At 71.6% G+C, this 26,904-nt stretch carries 19 protein-coding genes and 2 pseudogenes; 8 read left to right on the forward strand and 13 right to left on the reverse strand.

Annotated elements, in window-relative coordinates; translation table 11 throughout:
• Window positions 1-249 precede the first annotated feature (249 nt).
• From AB4K12_RS04425 to AB4K12_RS04440, 4 genes are all read right to left on the reverse strand, one after another.
• Entirely contained in the window at window positions 250-2,127 is a 1,878-nt protein-coding gene (locus AB4K12_RS04425) for a potassium transporter TrkA (RefSeq protein WP_368432912.1), read from the reverse strand.
• Between the two features lie 196 nt (window positions 2,128-2,323).
• On the reverse strand, window positions 2,324-3,499 hold the full coding sequence (locus AB4K12_RS04430) for a macrolide family glycosyltransferase (RefSeq protein WP_368433150.1): 1,176 nt from the start codon (window positions 3,497-3,499) through the stop codon (window positions 2,324-2,326).
• A 263-nt stretch (window positions 3,500-3,762) separates the two neighbouring features.
• Window positions 3,763-4,413, reverse strand: coding sequence for a CatB-related O-acetyltransferase (locus AB4K12_RS04435; protein ID WP_368432913.1), 651 nt, complete (start codon window positions 4,411-4,413; stop codon window positions 3,763-3,765).
• Window positions 4,414-4,616: 203 nt separating this feature from the next.
• Complete coding sequence (locus AB4K12_RS04440; RefSeq protein ID WP_368432914.1) at window positions 4,617-5,468, reverse strand: LysR family transcriptional regulator; 852 nt, start codon at window positions 5,466-5,468, stop codon at window positions 4,617-4,619.
• An 81-nt stretch (window positions 5,469-5,549) separates the two neighbouring features.
• Between AB4K12_RS04440 and AB4K12_RS04445 the strand changes: the two genes are divergently transcribed.
• On the forward strand, window positions 5,550-6,065 hold the full coding sequence (locus AB4K12_RS04445; protein ID WP_368432915.1) for a cupin domain-containing protein: 516 nt from the start codon (window positions 5,550-5,552) through the stop codon (window positions 6,063-6,065).
• Window positions 6,066-6,141: 76 nt separating this feature from the next.
• On the opposite strand, the gene AB4K12_RS04450 is transcribed toward AB4K12_RS04445, so the two are convergent.
• The 5 genes and pseudogenes from AB4K12_RS04450 to AB4K12_RS04470 form a co-directional block, all read right to left on the reverse strand.
• On the reverse strand, window positions 6,142-6,567 hold the full coding sequence (locus tag AB4K12_RS04450) for a hypothetical protein (RefSeq protein WP_368432916.1): 426 nt from the start codon (window positions 6,565-6,567) through the stop codon (window positions 6,142-6,144).
• A 93-nt stretch (window positions 6,568-6,660) separates the two neighbouring features.
• Complete coding sequence (locus AB4K12_RS04455; RefSeq protein WP_368432917.1) at window positions 6,661-7,689, reverse strand: response regulator transcription factor; 1,029 nt, start codon at window positions 7,687-7,689, stop codon at window positions 6,661-6,663.
• Window positions 7,690-7,720: 31 nt separating this feature from the next.
• Window positions 7,721-8,068, reverse strand: a pseudogene (locus tag AB4K12_RS04460) (amidohydrolase family protein); the annotation flags it as partial.
• Window positions 8,069-8,169: 101 nt separating this feature from the next.
• Window positions 8,170-9,588 (reverse strand): ATP-binding protein, encoded by a 1,419-nt coding sequence (locus AB4K12_RS04465; protein ID WP_368432918.1) that lies wholly within the window; start codon window positions 9,586-9,588, stop codon window positions 8,170-8,172.
• A gap of 49 nt (window positions 9,589-9,637) precedes the next feature.
• Complete coding sequence (locus AB4K12_RS04470; RefSeq protein ID WP_362256980.1) at window positions 9,638-10,315, reverse strand: response regulator transcription factor; 678 nt, start codon at window positions 10,313-10,315, stop codon at window positions 9,638-9,640.
• Between the two features lie 151 nt (window positions 10,316-10,466).
• Here AB4K12_RS04470 and AB4K12_RS04475 point away from each other — a divergent pair, with 151 nt between their 5' ends.
• Window positions 10,467-11,042 carry a hypothetical protein gene (locus AB4K12_RS04475; RefSeq protein ID WP_368432919.1) on the forward strand — a complete coding sequence of 192 codons (576 nt, stop codon included), beginning with the start codon at window positions 10,467-10,469 and terminating at the stop codon, window positions 11,040-11,042.
• Between the two features lie 258 nt (window positions 11,043-11,300).
• Window positions 11,301-12,509 (forward strand): PP2C family protein-serine/threonine phosphatase, encoded by a 1,209-nt coding sequence (locus AB4K12_RS04480; protein WP_368432920.1) that lies wholly within the window; start codon window positions 11,301-11,303, stop codon window positions 12,507-12,509.
• Window positions 12,510-12,542: 33 nt separating this feature from the next.
• Here the strand turns inward: AB4K12_RS04480 and AB4K12_RS04485 are convergent, their stop codons facing one another.
• Window positions 12,543-12,872, reverse strand: coding sequence for a hypothetical protein (locus AB4K12_RS04485; protein WP_368433151.1), 330 nt, complete (start codon window positions 12,870-12,872; stop codon window positions 12,543-12,545).
• Window positions 12,873-13,506: 634 nt separating this feature from the next.
• Between AB4K12_RS04485 and AB4K12_RS04490 the strand changes: the two genes are divergently transcribed.
• The 3 genes from AB4K12_RS04490 (at window position 13,507) to AB4K12_RS04500 (ending at window position 21,300) form a co-directional block, all read left to right on the forward strand.
• On the forward strand, window positions 13,507-14,802 hold the full coding sequence (locus AB4K12_RS04490) for an alpha/beta fold hydrolase (RefSeq protein ID WP_368432921.1): 1,296 nt from the start codon (window positions 13,507-13,509) through the stop codon (window positions 14,800-14,802).
• Between the two features lie 81 nt (window positions 14,803-14,883).
• The gene (locus tag AB4K12_RS04495; RefSeq protein ID WP_368433152.1) at window positions 14,884-16,452 is read left to right on the forward strand and encodes an alpha/beta fold hydrolase; all 1,569 of its coding nucleotides are present in this window, start codon (window positions 14,884-14,886) and stop codon (window positions 16,450-16,452) included.
• A gap of 90 nt (window positions 16,453-16,542) precedes the next feature.
• Window positions 16,543-21,300: a hypothetical protein gene (locus tag AB4K12_RS04500; RefSeq protein ID WP_368432922.1), complete on the forward strand. Its 4,758-nt coding sequence runs from the start codon at window positions 16,543-16,545 to the stop codon at window positions 21,298-21,300.
• A gap of 89 nt (window positions 21,301-21,389) precedes the next feature.
• Here the strand turns inward: AB4K12_RS04500 and AB4K12_RS04505 are convergent, their stop codons facing one another.
• On the reverse strand, window positions 21,390-22,715 hold the full coding sequence (locus AB4K12_RS04505; RefSeq protein WP_368432923.1) for a phosphatase PAP2 family protein: 1,326 nt from the start codon (window positions 22,713-22,715) through the stop codon (window positions 21,390-21,392).
• A gap of 373 nt (window positions 22,716-23,088) precedes the next feature.
• Between AB4K12_RS04505 and AB4K12_RS04510 the strand changes: the two genes are divergently transcribed.
• On the forward strand, window positions 23,089-23,472 hold the full coding sequence (locus AB4K12_RS04510; protein ID WP_368432924.1) for a hypothetical protein: 384 nt from the start codon (window positions 23,089-23,091) through the stop codon (window positions 23,470-23,472).
• 242 nt (window positions 23,473-23,714) lie between these two features.
• Window positions 23,715-24,098 (forward strand): hypothetical protein, encoded by a 384-nt coding sequence (locus AB4K12_RS04515; RefSeq protein WP_368432925.1) that lies wholly within the window; start codon window positions 23,715-23,717, stop codon window positions 24,096-24,098.
• Here AB4K12_RS04515 and AB4K12_RS04520 read toward each other — a convergent pair.
• Window positions 23,985-25,319: pseudogene (locus tag AB4K12_RS04520) on the reverse strand (aldehyde dehydrogenase family protein). The gene AB4K12_RS04515 and the pseudogene AB4K12_RS04520 overlap by 114 nt on opposite strands.
• Window positions 25,316-26,812: a 4-hydroxyphenylacetate 3-monooxygenase, oxygenase component gene (hpaB, locus tag AB4K12_RS04525; RefSeq protein WP_368432926.1), complete on the reverse strand. Its 1,497-nt coding sequence runs from the start codon at window positions 26,810-26,812 to the stop codon at window positions 25,316-25,318. Before hpaB ends, AB4K12_RS04520 begins: the two are co-directional and overlap by 4 nt.
• Window positions 26,813-26,904: the final 92 nt, after the last annotated feature.

Below are 26,904 nucleotides of genomic sequence, written 5' to 3' on the forward strand. Positions count from 1 at the left end.
GCCGCCTGTGCCGCCTTGTACGGATCAACGGCGGTAAACGGGCGCCTGTCTGAATCCGAATCAGTTCGCCGGAGTGAGCCGGTCCGGCGTCGAGGTATTCAGGCACAGCCAGGGTGCCGGGGGCGCGTGCTCGATCGCCCAGCGGACCTCTTCGGCCGTCACCAGGCAGGTGCGGCGATGGCCGGGCGGGAGGCGCCGCCGAAGTGCCTTGCCGGGGCGAGCGGTCCGTCCGGCTGCTCGCCCGTTCGGCTACTCGCTTTCGGCGAGAACGATGATGTGGTCGTCGTGCCCCAGCGTGAGGGCTGTGTCCTTGGGCGGGTTGAGACGTACCCCGTAGGACGGGGCGGTGTTGCGGTCGCGCCCGTGCCGGTAGCCGATGGCCGTCTCCCCTCGCCTGAGCGCGGCCTCGATGACGGTGGCGAAGTTGGCCTCCTTCCCGGCTTGGAGGTACTGGTCCGCGGGCTTGAGGTAGATCTCCGAGCCGGCGGGGTCGAGGAGCGTGGTGAGGACCTCGTGGAGTTGTGGGTTCTCGACCAGTTGGGTCAGCAGCAGGCAGATCAGCTTGCTGCTGACGATGAAGTCGTCGGCCTTGGTGACCTGGGCCACCTCGCGGTTGCTGTCGTTGTTCATCTCGGAGACGATCGAGTACGGATCGCCGAGTGCCTCCTCGATGTCGCGCAGGTGCAGCAGTGTCACCAAGGTCCGGTTGTCGGCGAGCTCCGGGTCCACCGACTCGTCCGCGAGGACCAGGATGTGCTGGTAGTCACCCGGACCGAGGGCCTCGAGGGACACCCGGCTCGTGGGCCGGCACGTCCGGTGACCGAGTGTGAGGTTCATCAAGGCCGGGCCCGAGCCCGGGGCGTCGGGGCGGTCGGGTGCGGCGACGTCGAGGTGCGAGCCGGACTGGACGAACTGGTCCAGCAGGTCGATGATCTTCGCGGCCCGGGAGTTCCAGCCGATCATCAGCGTGCGGTCGGGCTCTCGTCGCCAGGCGGTGGCACCCGCGATGGCCGACTCGACCGTCCTGACCGGGGCATCCGCCAGACGGATCAGGACGTCGTCCTCGGCGACAAGGATCATGCTGTCGTCCGCGGCGACGACGGTCGACCCGGCGGGGTTGAGGACGACGCGCCCGTCCTTGGTGCGGAGGCCGATCGGCACCCCGAGGTCGTATCGCGCGAGGGCTTCGCCGTACGTCGAGCCGATGAGCGCCGGCTCGTGCCGGATGTAGATCTCGTTGCCGAAGAAGCTCAGCAGCTCGTTGCAGACGGCGGACAGGCCGGACTGCCGGTGCGACTGCACGACGAGCCGGACGGCGAGGTCGTCGGCGTCGACCACCAGCCCGCTCTCACCGGCGGCGAGCCGGGCGGCGGCCAGGTTGCCCGAATCCATCACGGCGGCGACGAAGGGCGGCCGACCCGTCGGCCAGGGCCTGTTGTTGAGGATGAGCAGCGTCTTGATGACGGTGGTGTCGCTCTCCGAGGAGAAGGACGGAAGCACCATGACCGCCCTGGCGGTGTCCGGGCTCACCAACTCCAGGTCGGCCTGCTTGAGAGGGTTGCCCGACCGGCAGATGATCTGCGTCCGGCCCGTTACCCGGACCCGCGTGCGGATCTGCTCCTCCATGTCGACCTTGTCATGGTCCGCGAGGACCACCACACAGGACCGGCGCTCGCTCTGGTTGGCCTCGACGAGCTCTTCGACCACCGTGAAGATCTGCTCCGACCAGCCGAGCACCACGATGTGGCCACGCTCGATGATCCGGGAACGCCCCTTGCGCAGAAACTGAAGACGGTGGTTGAGCCCGGTGGTCAGCACACCGATGAGGGCGCTGACGATGAAGACGCCGCCCAGCGTGACCGCCAGCATGAGCCCGAGGAACAACGGGCTGCCGTCGTCGCCGCCCATGGTGCCCGGATCGAGAGTGCGCAGAAGACTCATCCACGCCACCCCGGCCCAACCGCCGTTGGCCTCGGTGTCCTCATTGGTGAGGAGCACGACGCCCATGGTGATGACCGCGATCAGCGCCACCGACCCCAGGCCCAGCCAGCCGATCAGAGCGGGCGTCCCCCGGTCCATCGTGCTTTCGAACCAGTACCGCAGCCGGTCCCGTCGCCGCGCTCGCATGAACCCCCGTCGCCTTCGCCTGGCCTGACGCCCTGACAGGTGCCATGGCCGGTGTCACGGCAGGATATCCCTGGCCAGGGACCGCTGTCCGCGTGGTGAGACCTACGTGTACGTGGGGTGAGCGCGGCGCCGGCGTGAGCGGCGGGGTGGTGAAGCCGGGCGCTGCTTCACCACCCCAGGTTGTGGCATGTGGATGTCAGCCCAGCACGTCCTCGATGAGGTCGGCGGCGCGCATGCTGCCGCCCTCGGCTCGTACGTCGGCACGGAGTCGCGCCGAGCGGCGGGCGACCTCCGCGTCGGTGACAAGTTCGTTCAGCGTCGTCCGTAGCGTTTCGGCGGTGGCTTCCGGGGTGTCGATGCGGCGGGCCACGCCCAGTTCCACGAGTCGGTCGGCGTTGAGGAACTGATCGACGGCCTGCGGGACCACGATCATCGGGACGCCGGCGAACAGCGCTTCGTTGCAGCTGCCCATTCCGGCGTGGGTGACGAAGGCGTCGGCTTCTTCCAGGACTGTCATTTGAGGCACCCAGGAGTGCACTTCGACGTTCGGCGGGATGGTGCCGAGTTCCCGCGGGTCGGTGTACTTGCCGATCTGGAGTACGACGTGCCAGCCGGGCAGGTCGCCGTAGGCCGCCAGGCACTGGCGGTAGAACTCCGGCCGGCGTGTGTACGCCGAGCCCAGGGAGACCAGCAGCACGTTCTCCGCATCGGCCGGACGCGTCCAGACGCCCTCGCCTGAACGTGGGCCGAGACAGGGGCCGACGAACGTCACGGTGTCGGTGTCGACTTGGTCGGCGTACGGTTGCATCGCTCGGGGGATAAGGGCCAGAGCGTGCGCGGGACGGCCGGAGAAGGCGTCCACGTCGGTGGTGGACGCCCCGCAGTCGGCGAGCCACTGTGCGAACCTCGCTCGGTACACGTCGGCGCCCGGCAACTGCCGCACGTGTGCTGCGACGTCTTGGTCGTAGCCCTTCCAGCCCACGAATGTCGGAGACAACTGCATGACGGGCCGGCCCTGCGACTCGGCGAGGGCACGCGCGGCGTAGGCGCCGATGTCGTACAGGTAGAGGTCCGCCGGGTCGTGGTCGTAGGCGGCGCGCAACTGCGGGAGTGCCTGAACGGCGTCCTCGAGGAAGAGGCTCATCGCGGCGATGGGGTCGTCGGGCCAGTTGTTGTCGGCGACCGGCAGCACGGACGTGCAGGGGATGAATTCAGCGCCGGTGGCTGCGATCAGGTCGGTCATCGCCGGGTCGTTGGCGTAGGTCACCCGATGGCCGCGAGCCACCAGCTCTCGGATGATCTCAAGACTTGGCAGCACGTGACTTACGGCAGGGATACCGATCATCGCGATGTGCGCGCGGCGACGGGGCAGGGAAGACATGAAGGATCACTCGTCTCAGGTCTACGGCGAAAGAGGAACAGCAAGCCGGTGCGCCGACCGCTGCGCGAGGAAGGGCGCAGTCGCGGGGGCGCACTGGAGCATGCGGGACGGAAGCGGGGGCTCTGCCCCGCCCGTGTCAGCCGTAGATCTGGTAAAGGTGCATGCCGCGACTCTAGCCCGCCTCCGGTCTTCGGTGCATCGCATTTATGGCGGCCTCCGTGGAGAGGGTGTCCCGCACGGGGACTCCCGTCTCGTCACGCGCGGCGGGTGTCCGGGGCGGCGGCTTCCAGGTCGGCGATGCTTCCCGACATGATCGTGCGCACGTGCTCGGTGATGTGCTCGGCGGGCCAGTCCCACCAGGCCACCGTCAGCAGCCGGGCGATGTCCTGCTCGCTGTAGCGGGTGCGGATGAGGCGGGCCGGGTTGCCGCCGACGATGCCGTAGTCAGGTACGTCGGTGGTGACCACGGCGCCGGAGCCGATGATCGCGCCGTGTCCGATCCGGACGCCGGGCATCACCGTGGTGCCGTGGCCGAACCAGACGTCGTTGCCGACGACGGTGTCCCCTCGGTTCGGGAGGCCGGTGAGCAGGTCGAAGTGCTCGGACCACGAGCCGCCCATGGTGGGGAAGGGGAAGGTCGAGGGGCCGTCCATGCGGTGGTTGGCGCCGTTCATGATGAACCGCACTCCCGTGCCCAGCGCACAGAACTTGCCGATGACCAGCTTCTCCGGCCCGTAGTGGTAGAGCACGTTGCGCGTCTCGAACGCGGTCGCGTCGTCGGGGTCGTCGTAGTAGGAGTACTCCCCGACTTCGATCAGCGGGGACTTGACCAGCGGCTTGAGCAGCACCACTCGGGGCTGCTCGGGCATCGGATGGAGGATCGTGGGATCGGCAGGCACAGGCATGGTCGGTGTTTCCTCGGGGAAGTCGGTCATCGGTCTCCGGTCCATGATCACGGCACTGCGCCGGCCGGGACACCGATTTTCCGGGCGTCCGGCGAAGGTTCGGCACCGGCCTGGACGAAGCCGACGACTGGATCGCCCCGGTCGACCCGAACCGACTGCGCGCCGCCCCGGGTTCGCGTGCCCGTGTGCCGCCGGTGAGGCGCTCAGTCGCGGTAAGCGGCGATCGCGATCCGGACGAACGAGCGGATCAGCGGATTCGTGTCGCCCTCGTTCCACGCCACCACCACGCGGCTCGGCGGCATGTCGACCAGCGGCACCACCGTGAGCCCTTCTGCCGGTTCGTGGTCCAGGAGGGTCATGCCGACCGTGCCGTTCCAGAGGACGGCTTGCCGGCATTCCTGGACGGCGCGTACCACCGGGCCCTCGCGGGTTTCTCCGCCGTTCCAGTACGACTGCCAGATGGGGTCGGTGCCCTCCGGGAACAGGAACCAGCGGCGGTCGGCCAGGTCGGCCAGCTCCAGGCTGCTACGGCGGGCCAGCGGATCGTCGGCGCGCAGCAGCACGCCCACCGGGTCGGCGCGGAGCTCCTGCACGGTCAGCCCGGTCTCGTCGAACGGCCCGCGGGTCAGGGCGACATCGACCAGTCCGGCGTGCAGCCCGCAGGAGGGATCGGTCAGGTCGGTCTCGCGGATGCGGACCTCGACCCGCGGGTGCTGCCGGTGGTACGCGTCGGCCAGCCGGGTTGCGCCCGGGTCGGTGCTGTCACCCAGGATGCCGACGGTGATGGTGGTGGCGCCGGCCGCGGTGGCCACACGTGCGCGTACCCGGTCGGCCTGGTCGAGCAGGGCGCGTGCCTCGTCGAGCAGTACCGTCCCCACCGGAGTGAGCGCGACACCGGTGGAGGATCGGTCGAAGAGCGTGGCGCCGAGCCCGGCCTCCAGCTGCTTGATCGCCCGGCTCAGCGGCGGCTGACTCATGTGCAGCCGGACGGCGGCCCGGCCGAAGTGAAGTTCCTCGGCGACCGCCACGAAATAACGCAGCGTGCGTAGCTCCATAGTGCAACGATACCCGTACGGTATCGGCACTCCAGGATGGGTCTTGGACAGTCGCAGTGTCTTGGCAGTGGACTCGGAGGCATGACTGACGAACCGAAAGCCAGTGAGCAGATCGATCCGATTGCGGACCCCGCCGTATCGGTGGTCCGTCCGGGCGAGGGTGAAACGATCCACCTGGGCACCACGCGGCTGCGCGTCCTCGAGGACGGCAGCAACACCGGGCACCGCCTCGGGCTCGCCGAGTCCGTCCTCGCACCGCACACGCCCGGGCCGCCGCAGCACCGTCACGCTCAGCACGACGAGGGTTTCTACGTCATCTCCGGCACGGTGCGGTTCACGGTCGGCAGGAAGGACTACGACGCGACCGAGGGAACGCTCGTGATGGTCCCGGCCGGAGCCCCGCATACATTCGCCAATACGACCGACCAACCGGCCGTCATGCTCAGCACTTTCACGCCGGACCTGTACGTGCAGTACTTCCGGGACCTGCAGGACATGATTGCCGGCGGCCAGGCACCGACCCCACAGGCGAGCATCCGAACGATGAGCCGCTACGCCACCGAGCCGGCCACCGACTTCGTGCACAAAGAGTCATGAAGCAACCGCTAGCGCTCCAGTAGCCCTTCCACGTCGTGGTTCTCACGGTGCCCGGCAGGAGGAGCCGGGCCACACGTCAGTCGTCACAAGGCTCAAAACGGGCAAGCGCAGGCCAGTCGAGAGGACGCACGATCGTGGCCAGGTAGGCAAAGGGATCCTTCCTTGCCGTCTGGAACCACATGACCGAGAGCACCGTCTGCCCGAATTCCGCAGTGTCCTCGGGCGTCCACCATGACGTCAGCTCAGCACGGACCCTCTCTCGTGGCATCCACTCTTCGACTCGCGCCTCCGCATCGGCTCGGATCTTGTCGAGATCATGCACATACAAATACGGCGTCGCCGCCATCTGTTTGTCGATGCTCCTCAGACGAAAGCGACGATGCAGGTGCGGCGTCCCCTCGAGCATGCCTTCACGGTCGTCACTTACCGTGAGCGAGCGAAGCTCGGCATGTATGGACCCCACCTGATAGCTGCGCAACTCGTCATTCTCCATCTGGATCACGAGCCAGAGGGTATGTGTGCCCGGCATGCGGGCCAAATCGAATTCCGCGACAGGCCAGAGCAGCGGCGATTGTCATGTGGGTCGATCGACCGGTCAGGGAGCCGGTTCGAGGCCCCAGGCGACGGCTCGGCCCGCGGCGGCCACGCGGTTGGGGACGTCGAGTTTGGCGAGGATGTGCTCGATGTGCGTGGCGACGGTGCGGGGGCTGACGTACAGGCGGTCGGCGATCTCCCGGTTGGTGCGCCCCTGGGTGAGTTCCGCCAGTACCTCCAGTTCGCGTGGGGAGAGTGCCGCGGGTCGGGTGACCGTACGGCACACGGCGACCGTGCGGTCTCCCTGGCGGGTCAGGTGAAGTTCGAGCATCCGCTGCCGGTAGGGCACCAGCACTGTGGCCGGCAGCGTCCGTCGTGCGGCCGTCCGCCGCAGCAGGGCCACGAGCGGGGAACCGGCCTCGGTGAGGCCGGGCAGCGGTTCCCCGCTCAGTGTCACCGGAGCTGCTCCTTCGGCGTGGTCGGCGTTGTCGGCGTCCGGCAGGAGCACGGCACAGGTGTGGCCGGAGCCGCCGGGTCCGGGGGAGCGGTGCCCGGCGAGCGGGTCGGCGACGGCCGCGAGGCTTTCGCCCAGCAGCGTCATCACCGCCCGGACGGCCGGCTGGTCGCACCGTATCCGCGTCGTGCTGATGTTGAGGATGCCCACGTACCGGCCGTCCGTGGAGAACAGGCACTGGGCCACGCCGTCCTGGACGCCCAGCGGTTCGAGGACCTCCTGGAACCCGGTGGAGGCCCGCCGCACCGGAGCGGGCACGTCGTGCCACCAGCTCGTGCTGCCCGGCGCGTGCCGCATGAGCGCGAACGCCGGATCGTCGTGCAGCCGGGTCTCGATGTAGCGGTTGGTTCCCGCCGGGTAGCTGCCGGCCAGCGTCACGTGGCGGCGGAGCAACGGATCCCACCGGGACAACGACGCGTGGTCGTGATCGATCACCGCGGACAGTGCCGTCAGGACGGCGTCGGCACCGCCCTTCCCCCGCACGGCGTGGCGCGCGGCCTCGCGCACCTCCAAGGCCGCGCTCAGGACGTCCGTCGCGCTCGGCTGCTGTGTCATGGGCGTCGGCTCGGCTTCCATGCGCTCAGAATGATCATCCGGTGTACGGAGGTCAAACGGTGAGTTCGTCGTGCACGACGTCGCCACCGACGGCGGTGAACACCACGGACATGGCGGGGATGTCGTGGGGGTCGGCGGTCAGCAGGTCGCCCGCGAGCACACACAGATCGGCGACCTTGCCCACCTCCAGGGTGCCCTTCCAGTCCTCGGCGAAGTCCTGCCAGGCCGCGTCGGAGGTGTACGTACGCAGGGCCTCGGCGAGCCGGATGCGCTGGCCGGGTCCGCTGACGCGACCGCTGGCCTTGGACTCGCGCAGCATCATCGTGGAGACGCCCTGCCGCCGGTCGGGGAGGGTGACGGGGGCGTCGGAGCCGCTGGTGACGGTCACGCCGGCGTCGATCGGCGGCGTCCGCGCACATCGGTCGTTCAACCGATGTCCGGCCCCACCAGGGCCTGGTCGGGGATCCGCACGCATACGGTCGTCCTGGCGGTGCCCCTGCTTCATCCCCGGATGCTGGTGCTGAGGCGGGTACGGAAGGTGGTGCCGTCCGGGGTGTCCTCGACAGTGATCGTGCCGCCGTGGAGGGTGGCGATGTCCAGGGCGATGGGCAGGCCGAGGCCGGTGCCGCCGTCGTCGCGGCTGCGGGCGTCGTCGAGGCGGGTGAACCGCTCGAAGATCTTCTCCCGGTACGCGGAGGCGATCGGGGGGCCGTCGTTGGCGATGTCCAGGACAGCGTCGCCGGTTGCCGGGTCCGCGGTCAGCCGCACGGTGACGGTGCGGTGGGCGTGGCGCTGGGCGTTGTCGAGGAGGTTGGTCAGCAGGCGGCCGAGCCACAGGGCGTTGCCCGGGATGGTGATGTCGCAGGGGGTGTGGAGGGCGACCGGGTGGGGGTCGGTGGAGCGGGCGGTCACGGTGGTGCGGACGAGTTCGGTGAGGTCGACGGCTTCGTCGGGCCGGCTCTGACCGGTGGCGTCGAGGCGGGCGAGCAGCAGCAGGTCGGCGGAGAGCGCCTGGAGGCGCTCGGTGTCCTCAAGGGCGCCCGCCACCAAGGCGTTGCGCACCTCCGGATCGGGGTGGGTGAGCGCGACCTCCAGCTGGGTGCGCAGCACCGCGAGGGGGCTGCGCAGTTCGTGGGAGGCGTCGGCGATGAACCGGCGCTGCCGGGTGCCTGCGGCCTCCAGCCGTTCGAGCATGGCGTTCATGGTGTCGGCGAGGCGGGCGATCTCGTCGTCGCCGCGGGGGGCCGGGACCCGGCGGTCCAGGCCGCGGTCGCTGATGGCGGCGACCTCGGCGCGGATGGCCTCGACCGGCCTCAGCGCGCGTCCGGTCGTACGCCAGGTCAGGGCGCCGACGGTGAACAGCAGCAGGGCGCTCAGGGCGGTGAGGGCCGCGGTGGTGAGGTCCTCGGCGGCGTCGGCGGTGCGCAGCGAGGCGCCGACGTGGACGATGACCGGGCCGGCGGGGGTGACGGTGGTGACGGTGGTGACGCGCTGGTGATGCTTCTGGCCGAGGGCGTCGAGGTTGTACGTCCGGTGGCGGTTGTGGGCGCCGGTGGGGGTGAGGGCGGGGCGGCCGGTGAGGTTCTGGCTCTGCGCGACGACCCTCCCGCGGGCGTCGACGACCTGGATGAAGTCGGTTCCGGGGCGGAGCGGCAGCTGCGGGGTGAGGCGTCCGGCGGCGGCCAGGCGTGCGACGGCCCGTGCCTGATCGCGAGCCACCGTCTCCACGGTGCGCTCCAGATTGAGGCGCAGCAGCATCAGGACGACGGCCGACGCGGCGAGCAGGACGACGGCGACGCTCGCGCACGCGGCGAGGGTGGTGCGGGCACGGACCGAGCGCGGCGCCAGCCCGCGGATCAGCGTGGCCGCCCGGGAACGGCCGGTCAGGCGGTGCATCGCGGCCCGGACCCGGCGGCGCACGGCGGATACGATCCCGGGGCGTGAGGGTCCCGGCGTGGTCTGCTCCGGCTCAGCCACCGTCGGCCGCCAGCCGGTACCCGGCGCCCCGGACGGTCTGCACCGCGGCCCGCCCGAACGGGGTGTCGATCTTGCGGCGCAGGGCACTCACGTGGACCTCGACGGTGTTGGGGTCGCTGTCCGGGCCGCTGTCCCAGACCTCGTCGAGGATCTCGCGCTTGGAGACGGCCTCTCCGGCCCGCCGGGCGAGGTGGTCCAGGACGGCGAACTCCCGCGGGGTGAGGGGGACGGGCACGCCCCCGCGGGTGCAGGTGCGGGCGGCGGAGTCGACCACCAGGTCGCCCAGCACCGTGCGCCTCGGGGCCCGGCTGCCGATCCGGCGGGCCAGCGCACGCAGGCGGGCGACGAGCACCACGAAGGAGAACGGCTTGGACAGGTAGTCGTCGGCGCCGGTGTCCAGCGCCTCGGCCTCGTCCCATTCGCCGTCCTTGGCGGTGAGCATGAGGATGCCGACGTTGCTGCCGGAGGCCCGCAGCCGCGAGCACACCCGGTAGCCGTTGAGGCCGGGCAGCATGATGTCGAGCACGACCACGTCGTAGGCGTGATCGGTGGCCTTGGCGAGCCCGGACAGGCCGTCGTGAGCGACGTCCACCCTGAACCCTTCGGCACTCAGGCCATGCTGAAGCGCCAGGGCCAGTCGGCGCTCGTCCTCCACCACCAGTACACGCATGCCCCCAGGGTGGCATGCCGCCGGAAGGCGGAGCCGCCGAGCTGAAGGCGCCTTCAGGTCTTCAGCTTCTCTTCAGCGTGCCCCGGCGATGCTGTGCCCCGGACGTCCGGGCACAGGGCCCGGACCCTGTCAGGAGATCGGGGTGGGCCCAGTGAGCGAATCCATGGGCGCCGGGGAGCAGCGGGAGCGGACGGACGAGGACGGTCCGGGCACGACGCGGACGAAGCCGGCCGGTGGGCGTCGGCCGCGTGGCCGCAGGGCGCGCTGGGCGGTGGCCGGCGCGGCGGCCGTGGTGGTCATAGGCGGCGGCGCGGCCGCGGCGACGATCCACCACCACCACCACGAGGACAAGGGACGCGGCGACCACAAGATGGCGTTCGCCGGGGGCCACAAGTGGCGCGACGGGTCGCAGGAGAAGTCCAAGCGCCGCGACGGCCACGACGGCCGGACCCGGGCCGGCGGGCCCGGCCCGCGCGGTCAGCACGGCCGTGACTTCTTGGCCGGCCACGCCCCGGCCCCGCTGCCCTCGCTCTCCGCGGCGGACGCCGTGGGCAAGGCCGCCGCCGCGGTCAAGGACGGCAAGGTCGAGTCGCTGGCGCCGGTCACCGAGCAGGGAGGCGGCCGCGCCTGGAAGATCGTCGTCGTCGGCCCCGACGCGGTGCGGCACGTGGTGACCGTCGACGGCACCAGCGGCAACCTGACCGGCAACACCGTTCTGGGCGGCTGAACCGGACCGGTCGAGCGGCGCGGCCCCGGCCGCGCCGCGCAGTCGAGGGACGTACGACACCTCACCATGCGAGCTCGCCAGTCAGGAGCCGATGAGGCCCGGCTGATCGGGTGGCCGGCGTGGGACGCGTGCCCGGTCGAGCCGGGCTCACCGACCTGGCCGCCGCGCTCGCCCTCACCGCGGTCACATGCCGCGCGATCGCGCCCGATGTGAGAGAGGCTGGGATCGGTGTGAGACTGGAAGGGAAGGGGTGATCCCGTGCCGGACCCACCGCACGCGCCCGCCGGTCCCGGCACCGCCGTCGACGAGACTCGACTGGAAGAGTTGATCATCGAGGCGCAGACGTCCCTGCCGTTCGAACTGCCCGACCTGGCGAACCGGTGCGCCTCGGCCCTCGGCCTGGGCACCGCGCTGATCTACCTCGTCGACCTGCAGCAACAGCTGCTCATCCCACTCGACGAGACTTTGGAGCCGCTGCTGGTGGAGCGCTCGTTGGCCGGCTGGGCGTACCGCACGGTCACTCCGCGAGTGGCCGACGCCGACGACGACGTGGTCATCTGGATGCCTCTGGTCGACGGCGCGGAGCGGCTGGGCGTGCTGGCGGTGCGGACCGCCTCGCTCGACGGGGTGCGGATGCGCCGCAGCCGCATGCTGGCATACCTGTTCGCCATGCTGATCACCTCCAAGCGCGCCTACAGCGACTGGCTCGCCGCCCGCGCCCGTACCGCGACCATGCGGTTGCCCACCGAGATGCTGCGGGCCTTCCTGCCGTCCCACACCATCGGCAGCAGCAGGTGTGTCTCCACCGCGGTCCTGGAACCGGCGTACGACGTCGCCGGCGACGCCTTCGACCACTCGGTCGTCAAGAACATCCTGCACACGATGATCCTCGACTCCATGGGTCATGACCTGAACTCCGGCCTGACCACGTCGGTCGCCATGGCGGCGGCGCGAAACGCCCGCCGCGGCGGAGGCGACCTGGCCGACATCGTCGGCTCCGTCGACCAGGCGCTCGCCCAGTGGCTGCCCGACCATTTCTGCACCGGCGTGCTGTGCCGGCTCGACGCGCTCACCGGGGTGCTGCGCTGGGTCAACTGCGGTCACCCGCCGCCGCTGCTGATCCGTGGCGAGCGGGTGCTCGACGGGGCGCTGGACAGCCCCCCGCAGCCGCCGATCGGCCTGGTCGGCTCACTCGCCCCGGCGCCCCGGCAGGTCCACGAGACGACACTGGAACCAGGGGACTGCGTCCTGCTCTACACCGACGGTGTCGTGGAAGCCCGCGACGCGGACGGGGCGGAGTTCGGCCTCGACCGGTTCACCGACTTCATCATCCGCTCCTCCGCCGCAGGCCAGCGCCCGGCCGAGGTTCTACGACTGCTCATCCACGCCATCCTCGACTACCAGCGCAACCAACTGCGGGACGACGCGACCATCCAGCTCTTCGAATGGCGCCCGCAGTACCAGTGACGCGGTACCAGTGACGCGGTACCGCGCCAAGCCTCACCGCGCTCCAAGGGTGTCGACGCCGTCGAGGAACCGAAGCAGCACGGCGGCCTCCGCGCGGAGCCGCGCGACTCGATCAGCGTGCGCGGACGCGGTCAGCTGCGCTGCGACCTCCAGTCGCTCGGTGGCCTCGGCACGTACGATCTCCGCCACGCTGTGCTCGCTCAGCTCACGGCGCGCCGCCTCGGTGGCGCCGGCACCGACCGGCGACTGCTCGAGGGCCGAACCACGTAGCGCGGCTTCGTCCACGGGCACCGCCTCGGCGTTGTCCAGCGCGGCAAGCGTTGAACGCAGCGCGCTCACCGCAGCCTTGTCGCGGGCACGCATCGCTTCCGGCAGGGCCTGACGCATCCGAAGACGAAGAGACATGCAGAAGACCCTAGGGCTGCACTCCTGGACCCACAAAGGGATATCCGCACGGCAGAGACCTCCCGCGACCGCAACCCTCAGCTCCGGCAGCTGTGCGTGGTGGACCGGTGACCTGTCCGAGTGCGCGCGTCCGCGCCGCCCGGTATGGTCCATATCACACCTTTCGCCCGAACTGCTGTGGCGTTGTCCTGCTGGGCAGCTGTGGATGTCGGCAGAGAAACGGGATCACATGACAGAGGACAGCAACGGTCCGATAAGCCCGTCATCCGCTCTCGAGAGCGGCAGGTCCATACGGACGAGAGCGAAGGCCCGGTGCGCCCGGCGGCGGTCCGGCCGCGCGCCGGCCACCGTGGTGGCTGCCACCGCGGTCCTGACGCTGCTGGCAGCGCTCGGCCCGGCACCGAGCAGTGCCGCATCACCACCTGCGTCGCCACCCTCCACCGAACCCCGGCCGGCGGTCCCGCCGCGGTTCATACCCGGCCCCTGCCCGGCGACGCCTGAGCCGATCGCCGCGCTGAATACCGCACGATGCGGGTTTCTGGAGGTCCCCGAGAACCGCGCCCGCCCCGGGGGCCGGACCATCCGGCTGGCCGTGGCGGTCATTCCGGCCACGTCGGCGAAGCCCGCCACGGACCCGGTGGTGTTCATGGCGGGCGGCCCAGGGGCCGACACCTTCGATGACATTCCCTTCCTGGTCGACTCCGGCCTGAACCGGGATCGCGAACTGATCATCATGGCCCAGCGCGGAAACCTCCATACGCAGCCGCACCTCGCTTGCCCGGAGATGGACCGGTTCATCGCGAAGGCCGTGGGGCTCCCCTACGCCGCACCGTCGACGGAACGGCTCCTGCTGGACGCGGTGAAGACGTGCCGAGACCGCCTGACAGCCGGCGGGATCGACCTGAGTGCCTACAACACCACCGAGAACGCAGCGGACTTCGCCGACCTGCGAACGGCGATGGGCCTCCCCTCGTGGAACGTCTACGGGTACTCCTACGGCAGCGACCTGGCCCTCACCTACCTGCGCGGACACCCCCAGGGAATTCGCGCGGTGGCGATCGACTCGGTCGCGCCTCCGCGCACCACAACGCTGCCGGTGACCTGGCGCAGCGCCCATGAGGGGATCGACAACCTCCTCAAGGCATGCGCGGCCGAGCCCCGCTGCAAGAGCCGCTACCCCGACCTCCGACGTACGCTGACCGAGCAGGTGCGCCGGCTGGAGGCACAGCCGTTGACCCTGAACGCCCGGCCGCCGCGCGGAGGAGACCCGGTCAAGGTCGTCCTCGACGGCGGTGCGCTGGTGAACCTGCTGGTCGCCAACGCCGTCCCGGCCACCGACGTCCCGGCGGCGCTCGAGGAGCTCGCCCACGGGCGTCCGGAGCGCTTCGCGCGGGCCCGTGCGGCCGACTCGCTCCAGACCGTCGGCGAGTGGGCCCACGGCCTGACGGAGTCGGTGGCGTGCAGCGAGTGGGCCCCGGGTACTTCGGCGGCAGGCCTGCTGAACGCGGGACGCCGGGCCTTCCCCGGGTGGCCGGACACGGTCCTGGCCCAGGCACCGCAGCTTCCCTTCCAGCACGAGGTGTGCCGCGTCTGGAACGTTCCGGACCGCACCGCCGAACAGCGGGTGACCACCGTCAGCGCGATCCCGACGCTCATCGTCTCCGGCACGTTCGACACGAAGACCGGGGCGAGCCTGGCGCGGGACGCGGCCCGTACGCTGTCCCGCTCGACGTCCGTGCGGATCCCCGGAATCGGCCACTGGGTGGTCCCCCAGTCGCCCTGCGCGCAGCATGTGCTGGCGTCTTTCCTCGCGTCTCCGACCGCGCCCCCCGACACCGTTTGTGTGGGCGGCCTCGCGCCGAAACCGTTCACGATCATCCCCAAGTGACCGGGAGGCCACATGGCACTCGACCACGCGCCCCGCCGTCGCCGCCGCACCCTGCGACAGCTCCACGCCACGTCGGCGGGCATGGCGACCGGGGTCCTCATAACCGGCCTGCTCGTGACGCCCGCTCACGCGGAACACGGCATCGGCACGGGCATGGGCATCGGCATGGGCATCAGCACCGGCACCGGAGCGACGATCGGCACAGCCACCCGGACGGCGGGCGATGCCCGTTTCGTTCCGGGCCCCTGCCCGAAGACGGCGGACCCCGTCCCCGCCCTCGCAGGTGCCCGCTGCGGAACGCTCACCGTGCCCGAGAACCGCGCCGGGCCCCACGGCCGGACGATCACCCTCAGCGTCGCGATCGTGCCGGCGGCCACGAGCACTCCCAAGCCCGACCCGATCGTGTGGCTCGCCGGCGGACCCGGCGACGACGCGGTCGGGGAGGCGGGCATGGCGATCGACGGCGGCCTGAACCGCGACCGGGACGTGATCTTCATGTCCCAGCGAGGGACGTACTCGGCCGACCCGGTGCTCACCTGCCCGAACATCGACGAGTTCAACGCCCGCGCGGTCGGCCTCGTCTACGACGCGCCGTCCACCGAGCGCCTGCACGTCAAGGCGACGCGCACCTGTCGCGACCAGCTGGCGGGCCGCGGAGCCGACCTCAGCGCCTACAACGACACCGAGAGCGCCGCCGACTACGCGGACCTGCGCGTGGCGCTGGGCATCGACCAGTGGAACGTGTACGGCATCTCCTACGGCACCCACCTGGCACTCATCTACATGCGCCAACACCCCCAGGGAATCCGGTCGGTCGGCATCGACGGCATCCTGCCGCCGTCCACGGCAGGGTCCGCGCTGACCTGGAGCAGCGCCCGGCAGGGCTTCGACGGCCTGTTCAAGGCCTGCGCGGAGCAGCCCGCGTGCAACCTGCGCTATCCGAACCTGTCCGCCACCTTCGAACGTCTCGTCCGTGAACTCGAAGCCCACCCCGTCACCACCACCGTCACGGTCCCCGGCCACCCGCAGCCGGTGAAAGTCGTACTGGACGGCGGGGCCCTGGTGAACTGGATGACCTCCGCCACCCACGTGGCGCCCGGCGTGCCCCGCTCCCTCGACGAGCTGGCCCACGGCAACCCGCAGCGGATCGCCGAGCAGTGGGCGGGCGGCAAGCTCAGCCCCCAGGCCTTCGGCAGGGTCGCCCACGGGCTCGCCTACGGCGTCTTCTGCAGTGAGTGGGTGCCGTACGAGAGCCGGGCCGAGGCGCTCCGGGGCGGGCGGGAAGCGTTCCCGTCGTTCCCCCGCTCGGTACTGGCCCAGGCTCCGCAGCTCACCTTCCTCCGTCCGGACTGCGACGTCTGGAACGTCCCCGCGGCGCCGCGCTCGATCCGGGACGTCACGCGGAGCGACATCCCCACCCTCGCCCTGTCGGGCGGCTTCGACTCCCAGACCGGGGCGGCCAACGGGCCGTACGTCGCCCGCACGCTGAGCCGCGCCACCGTCGTCACGGTCCCCTACGAGCCCCACGTGGTGTTCGCCACCTCCCCGTGCGCCCAAGAGATCACCGTCTCCTTCTTCGACAATCCGACCGCCCCGAAAACCGGATGCCTCACCGGCCTCAAGCCGCCCCGGTTCGAGATCGGGCCGTGAGGACGGCCGCGGCTGCCGCCGGGAGTGAGGCGGACCGGCGGATGCGCTCCCGCGCAAGCGGTGTCAGTGGGGCGTGCGACCATCCGGGGCATGATCGTCTCGCTTGATGCCCTGCTGCCTGCCGCCGGTACGCACGTCTCGACCACCTACGCCGACTGGGTAGCCGCCCACGACCCGGACGCGGCCGGGGCCGCGCGTGACCTGATCGTGGACATGGGCCGCGAACTCAACCAGTCCTGGACCAAGCCCGGGCGGTTCGTCGACACGATGGCGGTGCGGGCGCGGCGGCTGCCGCCGGCGCACCTGCCGTGGTTCTGGGACACCGTGGGCCACCGGCTGATCGGTTACGGGAGCCGGCCGGGCGGGCGGGCCTACGCGGCGGCGCGGGCCGCCGAGGCCGAGCACGGGCTGCCGGTGGATCCCGGCTACCGCCGCGCCAACGCACTGCTGTTCGCCGCGGGCGGGGCCATGCCGGCCAAGGAGTTCGGGGCCCATCAGCGGCTCCTCGCCGAGACACTGGAGCCGGCCGCGGCGCACGCGGCCCTGGACGCGTTCCTGACCGCCTGGGCGGGCTCGAAGGCGGACCTGCCGGCGGACCTGGTGCGCCGGGTCCGGGCCTCCGCCAAGGCGGCCGGGCACGGGGACGAGGAGGTCGCGCGGCTGGTGGGCGCGATCCTTTCGGTGACCCGGAAGAAGTCGGTGCCGGACGCGCTGCTGACCGCCGCGGGCCCGGTGCTGGCGGCCCACCCGCCGGCGGACACGGTCGCGGCCGGGCTGGTGGAGGTCTTCCCCGAGGGGGCCACCGACGGCGGGGCGTGGCTGCGGATGCTGATCGCTTGCGGCGCGGCGGAGGCGATGGAGGCCGGGCGGGTGGTGCCGGAGGGCGGGGTGCACCGCTGGGTCGGGCACTTCGTGCACATGTACCAGTACTCGGCGCAGTCCGGCGGCGGGGTCGCGCGGCAGCCGCTGCCGGTGGAATTCCTCGACCTGGTGGGTCGATTGGGGCCGTGGTTGCGGGCGGCGGGCGCCCCGGTGACGGTGCACACCACCCGTCACTACTACCAGGGCTTCGACGCGGATGTGCTGGACGCCTGTCTGGCGGCCGGGGCCACGGTCGTCGACCCGGGCCCGGAGACCCGGATGCGCTTCTGGGGCGAGCAGTCGCGGCGGGACCTCGCCGCGCTGGCCGCCGACCCGGTTTTCGGCCCCCGGCTCGAGGGGACCGTACACGCGGACCTGCTGCCGAACTGGTCCCTGGCGCGGCGCCGGTCCGGGTCGGCGGTGACGCTGCTGCCGGGCAACAAGGGCATCGCCCACGAGGTCGCCGTACGGGTCGGCAAGCTCGTCGACACGGTCGCCGGCGGCGGCATGGCGGGAGCCGAGGAGGCCGTGGCCGAACTGGAGACCCTCCTGGACCGGCCGACGGTGACGGCGCTCGACGGGACTGCCGACGCCCTCGCCGGGGCGGGCGCGGCGGGCGCGCTGCGACGCTCGCTCGCGGCCGGGCTGCCGGAGGAGCTGGCCTGGCCGGCCCTGGAGTCGGTGTACGCGCAGTTCGCGGCGGACGCCGCACCTGGGAATGAGGCGGACGGTGCGCTGCCGGGAGTGGCAGGCGTGACCTCCACCTGGCCGGTGCTGACGGTGTTCGGGCGCGACCGGGCGGTCGCCGTCGCCCCTGACGGCGTGCGCGGCTCCTGCCGGTTCACGGTCCCGCAGGACGCGACCATGCACGCCGTCCACTACGTGGGCGGATCCTTCCTCGTGAGCTGGACCCTCAAGCCGGACCCCTACTACTGCGACACCGCCGTCTGGGCCGACCGCCCCGAGGAGCCCTTCACACCGGACGAGGTGGGGGGCCTGGTGCCGTTCGGCGGCAGCCTGGACGGCGCCTACGGTTTCCAGTTCGAGACCGCCGACGCCGGCGGACGGCACGGCGGCCTGCGGGTGCTGCGCCCGGGCGGCAGAGAGGGCATCGACCGGGACGAGTTGCAGCTCGGCGACGGCACCCGGATCTGGACCAACGCCGTCTACGGAGGGCAGCCGTGGGAGGTCGTGGACCCGGTCACCGGCGAGCGGCGGGGCGCGACGGCGCTGCCGGACTTCCCCGGCCGCGCCGCGAGCGCCGATCCGGCCGCGCAACCGTCCGAGGCCGGGATGACGCTGGCCGTCGAGGCCCTGCAGCTGGCACCACTGCCCGCCGGCCTGTCCGACTCCCCGCTGGGCAGCCGGGACGGACTGATCGGAACCCGGGTGCTCTTCCGCACCCGGCACCGCGACCACGCGCCCGACCACTTCCTGGTGGAGAGCGTCGACGGGCGCACGGCCCGCTTCGACATCGACCGCCCCGGGCAGGAGCCCTGGGCGCTGTGGGCGCCGCCGGAGGGCGCGGCGGAGGACGTGGTCCTCGCCGAGGCGGAGACCCGGACGGGCGTACGCGCGTACACCGCCGACGGCGTCCTGCTGTGGGAGCTGGACGGGCACCACTCACCCCGGCACCCGCGGGTCAAGCCGGCCCGGCCGGTCACCGTGTCGGGCGGCGTCGCCCTGCCGCCGGCCTTCTGGTACCTGCTGCGGACCCGGGACGCGGCCGGATCCCGGGCGCTGCGGACCGTACGACAGGGGACGGCGGACACGCTGCTGACAGCCGCCCTCGACGGCACGGGGGCGCTGCGCGCGGCCGTGGCACGGGAGTTGCCGGACGTCACCGACCCGGTGCTCGTCGAAGCCGTCGTGGCGGTCGCCGAGCGGGCCGCCCGGGTGGAGGAGCGGCGGCGCGCCCTGCACCGGCGCGTCACCCTGCTCGCCGAGGCGCCGCCGGCCCTGCCACGCCGGTCCGCGCCGGACACCGAGCTGATGCCCGCGCTGTTCGGCCTGGTCCTGGACGAGGAGCGCGATCGGTGGCGGCGGACCCCGGACCCGGCCCTGGCGGCCACGCTGAGCGCGCTGGCCGCCGACGGTGCCTGCCTGGCCGGGACGATCACGGAGGAGGTGCGGCGGCTCTCGCCGCCGGCGCCGCCGCACGACTGGTCGCAGCTGCTGGGCGCGATCGACGCCGCGGCGTGGCGCGCGGCGGTGGCACCGACCCCGGACACGGAGCGGGCCGCGCTGCTGGCGCTCCTGGACACCTGGGCCGACCAGCCGTTCGCCCGTGCGGGCAGCCGGTGGTGGGTGGGCCGCGCGTCCGGCTCCGAGACCTTGGACGGTCCGCGTGCGGGCGGGACCGTCGTGGTGTCCGCGGCCGTGCGGGGCGGAGGGTCGCGGTGCTGGTTCGTGGCGCCCGCCGCCGAGGACCCTGACGCCGACCCGGTGCCGGCGGTGGCCGAGGGGGCGCGGCTCGTCCGGGTGGAGCGGGACGACGCCACCCGGCTCCGGGCCCTGGTGGCGGCGGTCGACGCACACGGACCGCTGCCGCTGCCGGAGTCGGCGGCCGCGCGCTTCGCCGAACTGACGGGCGTGCGGCGGGCCGTGGCCCGGCTCGTGGTGGCCGGCCTGGTCGGCCGGCCCGACCGGGACGAGGACCGCGCCCTGGTCCGTAAGGCCCCCTTCAAGGCGAGCCCGATGACGGCCGAGTCGTACGAGCGGTTGCGCGAGCGGCTCGGGGCCGACGGCCGGCGGGCCGTCCTGGCCGCCGCCCTGCCCGACGACCCGGCCGAGCTGTGGCGGCCGGGAGGGATCGAGGCGGCCGTGGAACGGATGGCCGGGGTGTGGCAGGAGATGGTCGGGGCCTTGCCCGCCGTGCACGACGAGGCGGCCGACGCCCTGGAGGCCGGCCTGGGGCTCTCCGAGGTGTGGGCCCGGCGGCTGGCGGGCGGCTACGAGGCCGCCGAGGACGCGACGGTGCCCGCGGCCGGCTGGGAACTGGCCGCGACCCCGTACGGGATAGGAGCAGAGGTCAGGGCCGTGCCGCCGGCGGGGCCCGAGCTGCCCTACCGCACCCCGGTGGGCCTCCCGCTCGGGCAGATGGCGAGCGCGCTGGTGTGGGCGTGGACGGACCGGCCCGTCGGCGATCCCGCCGTGGCCGGCGCGATGGCCCTCTACGAACGGCTGCGGGCCGAGCTGGAGCGTCCGGAACTGCTGCTGGCACTGCCCGGCGGGCGGGTCAAGGACACCTCGGCGCGGATCGCCGAGCGGTTCGGGTCCGCTCGGCTGCCGGTGGCGATGGACCGACGTAAGGAGGAGGGGCCGGTTCCGGTGACCGCGTACGACTCCGGACCACTGGTGGTGTGCGCGCCCGGCGGCGCCTCCTTCCTGCGGCCCGCGGCGGTCGCCGACGCCGAGACGTGGCGGCGGGTCCGCGAGGTCACCGACCTCGCCGAGGAGCTGGACCGCGTGGCACCGCTTCTCGCGGGCGGCGGGCTGGACCGGATGATGCGCCGGGCCCGCTCGGGAGCGGTGCCGGCCGGCGCGTACGAGGCGGATCCGCGGCAGTCCTGCCCGGAGCTGGTCACGCGGGTGGCGGAGAAGCTCGGCGTGGGCGCGGCCGCGGCGGCGCTGTACCTCCAGGTGGCGACGCTGGCCACGCCCACCGATCGCAACGTGCGGCGGTGGAACGGCTGGTCCACCAAGCGGCACGCGGAGGTCCGGGCGGAGCTCCTCGCCACCGGCGCCGTGGTGGAGGCCAAGCGGGCGCGGGCGGGCCGGACCCTGTTCCTGCCGGGGGAGTGGACCGAGCTGAAGGCCCCGCACCTGCCGCTGGAGACCGTGAAGCTGGCGAGCCACCTGGTCCGCCCCCTGTGGGGCAACGAGATCCACGCCCCGTTCGGACGGGTGCTGCCGACGGCACCACTGCACGAGATGTTCACGGAGGCCTGGGAGCGGACGTCCGGGGCGCGTGACGGCGGCCGCTAGCCAGCTTCTGATGGCCCCTGCCCAGGTACAGCAGCCGCGTGGCGGTCTCCCTCCCGCCGGCCCGGGTCGTCCGGGCCGGCGGGACGGCTTCAGACCAGTTCGGGCTGCGGTTCCGGTTGCCGCGCCGGTGCGGCCTTCGGGGCCTCCGATTCCCACAGCTTGGTGGTCCGTATATAGAGGTGGATCACCGAGGCCGTCGCCAGAATGAGAAGCGGTCCGAACACCCACGGGTGTTCGGCCATCTCCATCGGCAGGTAGCGGTATGACACCAGGAATGCAACGAAGACCGTGGCGCCATAAGCGACCATCTGGATTCCCGACCGATCCCAGCCACGGTCGAGCGCGCGCAGGGCGGCCTCGATCGTGAGCGTGAACACCACGCCGGCGATGATGTCCGTGCCGTAGTGATAGCCGAATCCCAGCGTTGCGCCGAGCGTGGCGATCAGCCAGAATGCGCCGGCGAATCGCAGAAGCCTCGGGCCCTTGCGGGAATGAATGAAGATGGCGGTGGCCCATGCGGTGTGCAGGCTGGGCATGCAGTTGCGGGGCGTGATCTCGTCGAATGGCATCTGGTGCGGCGCGGCGAGAGTCGGCGCCGTGTTCGGCCACAGGTCGGCCACCGCCCAGTGGCCGCCGTCGGCTCCGTAGGCGAAGATCGGTCCTACCACCGGGAAGATCATGTAGATGCCCGGCCCGAGGAGGCCGATCATCAGGAAGGTGCGCACCAGGTGATGGCGCGGGAAGCGGCGCTCGGCCGCCACGTTGCGCAGCTGGTACAGCGCGACGACGGACGCGGCCACCGCGAGCTGAATGTAGACGTAGTCGAGAACGTGCTCGCCGATCGGACCACTGGCTCTGACGATCCGGCCTATCAGCCACGACGGGTCACCCAGCGCGTGATCGGCGGTTGCCACATACTGGTCGAGCACCGTCGGCCGGGTCTTCGACGTGATGAGCAGCCAGGTATCGCCGGTCTTACGGCCGGCCACCAGCAGCAGGCCCAGCCCGACACCCTTCAGCAGCAGAATGCGTTCCCGGCCGGTGCGGCGCGTGACAGCGATGACCGCATAGCCCAAAATCACCCACAAGGCGCCGTTGCCGAAGAAATGGCCGTGGCTCATCTTGATGTCGAACGCCCACCGCACCAGCACGAAGACGACATCGATGCCGACCGCGACACCGGCCGCGATCAATCGTTGCCGCCAGGTGAGCACCACCATCATCAACGCCATGCTGGCGTACAGCAGCGGACCCGATTTAGGGGCGAATATCACCTCCTTCGCCTGGTTGGTGATCGGCCCCGGCTGGCCGTAGTGGCGCGCGGCGATCTCCAGCGCGATGAAAAAACCGAGGGCCACCACACCCACCGTGGCCCACAGTATCGCCCGCGGCTGACGCCACGCGGCGAATGTCATTCTGCGGTTTATTCGCGAAAGCACCCGTGATGATATGGATATCAATTGTTTGGCCAATTTGATAGATGTTAGCTAAATGGGTCACTCTTCGTGCTGGATAGCTTAATTTTCCGGTGAGGGCGGGCGGTCAAGCTGATCGTCGTGAGCCCGAACATGCTATCGGAGTGGTGTGGGTGGGTTTCGCCGGTCACGGGTGGCGCGAAGGTCGGTCAATCACACAACGACGCCGCCCTGCCCGGCGTCATCGCCGGGCATGTCGACGTTTGACCTGGCACGGGTGAGGCACCGGGCGCAGGCGCCCGGGTTCGATCTTCTTGGTGGGGGATGAGACTGTCTGGTTGTGTCAGAGATACCGGGTGGGTTGCAAGCGGCCTTGGCCGAGGCCTCGTCTCCTTCGTGGTCGCAACGTGCCCGCGCCGGGCGTGACCTTGCTTCCCTCGCCGACGCTCCTGAAGTCGCGGAAGCGTTGGTCGGCCTGCTGCTGGACGCCGTGAACACGGCGGTGACCCGGCAGACGGCAGAGGCCCTGGCCCAGGTGGGGACGGTGGCCGCCGTCAGGCTCATCGCTCTCGCGCTTGCCGAGGCCGACGACAGCCATGCCGACTGGATGCTGACCGGGCTGCACGACGCGCTCGCGGAGCCGGACAGCGTGCCGGACATCTCGGCGGTCTGCGGGCAGCTCGCCCAGGACCCGGAAGAAGCTGTTCGTCGGGGTGCCGCGGAGATCTCGGCGTGGGCGGGCGACACGAGGCGTTGAGCTTCGCGTAAGCGGGGGAGTGCCAGGTACGGCCGGGGTTGACGGCCGTGTGTTGCGTGCCGGCGTGAAGAGAGGTGTCCTGACGGTGGGCGGGGTGCGGCACCCCAATGCTGCGCAGGAGTCTCCAAGGCGGCACCACCGTCCCGTACCCGTAGGCCCGGGTCGTGCTGCCCGGGCCCCGGCACATCCGGGGCGGCGTACGGCGGCAGCCGATGCCCCCCGCCTCCGTCGGAGGAGTACCCATGAAGCGACACCGTCTCCGTCTTTCCTCCCTCGTCTTCCCCCTGCTCGCCGCCGTGCTGGTGGCGGTGACGCCGCTCGGCCCCGCTCGGCCCGCGCGGGCAGCCGACCCCTGCGGCACCAAGCCCGACGACTATGTGGGCGTGACATACCGCCTCTACGCCCCGGAGACCATCCTCAGGATCACGTTCCGGGCCGGCGGCGCATTCGAGTACGAGCTCGGGGACGGGGTGATCCACCAGGGAACGTACACCGCCACGCCGCAGGCCCTGTCACTCGTGACCGAGGGTACGGACCGCAGCGTCTTCCGGGGCTGCGACGGGACGTCGGCCGCCCCCGGCGTGATCGTCTTCCCAGGCGGCATCGTGATCCAGAACAGCAGCTGACAGCCCAGCCCTCCTCCTGCGCTCAAGGACGCCCGCCCGGACATTCGACGACCCCCGTCGCCGTGTCAGCCCAGCCCGTCCGCTCCCACCCGGGCGGACGACTCGTCCAGCGCGGTGTCGGACACCGGCTGGATCCGCCCAGAACCATCGGGCCCTGTCCAGGTCGGTGGGGCAGGTGCGCCGGCCGCCCGCCGCCGGTGACGAGCCGGGCGTCCTCGCGCCCGTGCCGGACGTACTCCAGGACGCGCCGGTAATGGTCGGAGTGGACCAGCGGGCCGACCTCCGTGGTGCAGGGTCGGCGGGCGGTCCGACGCGCAGACCTGCGGCGCGCTCGGCGACACGGCACGTGAACTCCTCGTACAACGGGCGCTCTACGAGCACCCGGGACCCGGCGGTGCAGCGCTCCCCGTTGAGGGAGAACACGCCGAACACGACGACGGGGGACTTGCCGCCCAGTTCCATGGACGCGGCCTTCAGATGGTCGGCGCAGGAACGCAGGATGTGGCGGCCGGTGGCGGTCGAGCCGGTGAAGGAGATCAGCGGGACACCGGGGTGGTCGACGAGCGCCTGACCCGCCTCCGGGCCGGTGCCGTGCACGATGTTCACGACACCGGCCGGTACGCCCGCCGTGGTGAGGATCTCCGGCCACAGCGAGGCCGACAGCGGGGTCCACTCGGCGGGTTTGAGGACGACGGCTCAGCCTGCCGCGAGGGCCGGGGCGAGTTTCCAGCTCTGCAGCATGAAGGGGGTGTTCCACGGGGTGATGAGGCCCGCGACCCCCGCGGGGCCGCGGACCACGTAGCTGAGCTGCTCCTCGCCCTGCCGGAAGGCTTCCTCGCCGAGCGTGGTGATCACGCCGGCGAAGTGGCGGAAGTTCTCGGCGGCGCGCCGGGCCTGCCCCCGCGCTTGGCCGATGGGCAGCCCCGAGTCGTACGACTCGAGGGCGGCGAGCCGGTCGTGCCGGTCCTCGACGGCGTCGGCGATGCGGTGCAGGACGCGGGCTCGCTCGTGGTGGGCGGTCGCCGCCCAGGCGGGGAAGGCGGTGCGGGCAGCGTCCACGGCCTGGGCGACGTCGGTCGGCCCGCCCCTGGCCACCTGCGCGTACGGCCGGTTGGAGGCCGGATCCGTCACATCGAGGGTCCGGCGGTCGGCGGCATCGGCGGCTTCGCCTCCGATCCAGTGTCTGATGACGGAAGGCGTCGGCGGTGCGGCGGGGCTCATGCCGGCCCCCGCCCGGCCCGGACGTCTGTGGCCGCGTTCGCGCCGTACCCGTCGAGGAAGGCCCGCACACGGGCCTTGTACGGCTCCCGGTCGTAGGAGGCGACATACGCGCCGGCCATGCGCACCGGGTCGCCGAAGAAGTAGTACTCATACAGCGCCTGCCGACCGGAGAACGCCGAGCCGCACGTGTCCCACAGCAGCCGGAACAGCTTCACGCGCTCGGCCCCTGTCAGCGTCGCCGACTGCAGGTAGACGTCGATGTCGGCGGCGGCCGGTCCGATGACGTCGAACCCGGTGGGCGTGGCCATCAGTCCGGCGGCACCGAGCTTGCGCAGGATCTGCGGGAAGCGCTGGTAGAGCTTGGGGTAAAGATTGCGGGCGGCGTTCAGCGGGGCCCATGCCGGGGTCAGCACCCCGAACTCGTTCACAGCGGCATCGGCCTCGGCGGCGCGCAGGAAAGCCCGCAGCATCTCCAACGTGGTGATCACCTCTGCCACGTCGTCCTGGACGTGTTGATACCCCTCGATGCCGATGGCCTCCGTCAGCAGCGAGACCAGGCCCAGGACGTACTCCGTCTTCGCCACCGTGCGGGTGACGACCTGGTGGGACATGTGCACGACGGCCGACGTCCGGGCGAAGAGGCCGTTGCACCGATCGACGTCCCCCAGCAGGAAGCACCGCTCGTACGGCACGTGCACGTCGTCGAAGACCACCACGCAGTCGGGCTCGTCGAAGCGCGAGGCGAGCGGGTGGTCGTGGCGCGGCAGGCCGTGATCGAGCGGTTCGCGTGCGATGCACCGCAGCCCCTCGGCGTCCATCGGGACGGCGAGGGCGTACGAATGGGGCCTGTCCTCCGGGGCGCCGCGCAGCAGGGTCGAGGGGAGGACGAGAAGTTCGTCGGCGAACGGTGCGATGGTGGCCAGCATCCGGGCGCCCCGGATCACCACGCCGTTGTCGTCCTCCCGCACGATGCGCGCGGTGACGCTCCCCCCGGCCTGCCGGGGGCCCGCGACGGCACGGTTGACCTGGGGTGGGATGAGCGTGTGACTCAGAAGAAGGTCCTCTTCCCGGACCTTCTCGTAGTAGCGGCGGATGTTGTCGCCGAAGGCCGGGTCCGCCTCGGCGAACCAGTCCGCGGCCGTGGCCATGGCCATCAGCCCGCTGTTGAGGTAGTCGCCGGTACGCCCGAGCATGCCGTTGCTGTACTCGGCCCACACGGTGAACGCCTCGCGGCGCTTGACGAGTTCGTCGGGTGCGGTGGGGGCGAGGAAGGAGGTGGCGACGGGTTCCCCCGAGGTGGGGGAGGGGTGGGTCAGGACGTCCTTGTGCTCGGCGGAATGCTGCAGGTCGTACAGCTCGGCGTATGTGCGGACGACGTTGCGGAACGCGGGGTGGTGCTGGATCCCTCCGGTCAGGGTCTCTCCCTGGATGTGCACGGTGGGGCGCGAGTCGGCGAGCCGGTCGAGAAAGTCCTTGCCGGTGCGTGCTGCCACGTCGGCTCCTCGGGGTTGTCCGGTGACGGTCAGACCTCAGTGGTTCCCTGGCTCACGCCGTGGGGTCGTCCCATGGAGCCTCCGCGCTGTCA

Source organism: Streptomyces sp. C36, assembly GCF_040932295.1.
GTDB lineage: Bacteria > Actinomycetota > Actinomycetes > Streptomycetales > Streptomycetaceae > Streptomyces > Streptomyces triculaminicus.

Coding starts and splice junctions, on each gene's coding strand:
- AB4K12_RS04500 (WP_368432922.1), top strand. CDS start 16,543: ATGATCGTCTCGCTTGATGCCCTGCTGCCTGCCGCCGGTACGCACGTC.
- AB4K12_RS04440 (WP_368432914.1), bottom strand. CDS start 5,468: ATGGAGCTACGCACGCTGCGTTATTTCGTGGCGGTCGCCGAGGAACTT.
- AB4K12_RS04485 (WP_368433151.1), bottom strand. CDS start 12,872: ATGCGTGCCCGCGACAAGGCTGCGGTGAGCGCGCTGCGTTCAACGCTT.
- AB4K12_RS04495 (WP_368433152.1), top strand. CDS start 14,884: ATGGCGACCGGGGTCCTCATAACCGGCCTGCTCGTGACGCCCGCTCAC.
- AB4K12_RS04425 (WP_368432912.1), bottom strand. CDS start 2,127: ATGCGAGCGCGGCGACGGGACCGGCTGCGGTACTGGTTCGAAAGCACG.
- AB4K12_RS04515 (WP_368432925.1), top strand. CDS start 23,715: ATGAAGCGACACCGTCTCCGTCTTTCCTCCCTCGTCTTCCCCCTGCTC.
- AB4K12_RS04470 (WP_362256980.1), bottom strand. CDS start 10,315: ATGCGTGTACTGGTGGTGGAGGACGAGCGCCGACTGGCCCTGGCGCTT.
- AB4K12_RS04505 (WP_368432923.1), bottom strand. CDS start 22,715: ATGACATTCGCCGCGTGGCGTCAGCCGCGGGCGATACTGTGGGCCACG.
- AB4K12_RS04435 (WP_368432913.1), bottom strand. CDS start 4,413: ATGCCTGTGCCTGCCGATCCCACGATCCTCCATCCGATGCCCGAGCAG.
- AB4K12_RS04455 (WP_368432917.1), bottom strand. CDS start 7,689: ATGGAAGCCGAGCCGACGCCCATGACACAGCAGCCGAGCGCGACGGAC.
- AB4K12_RS04445 (WP_368432915.1), top strand. CDS start 5,550: ATGACTGACGAACCGAAAGCCAGTGAGCAGATCGATCCGATTGCGGAC.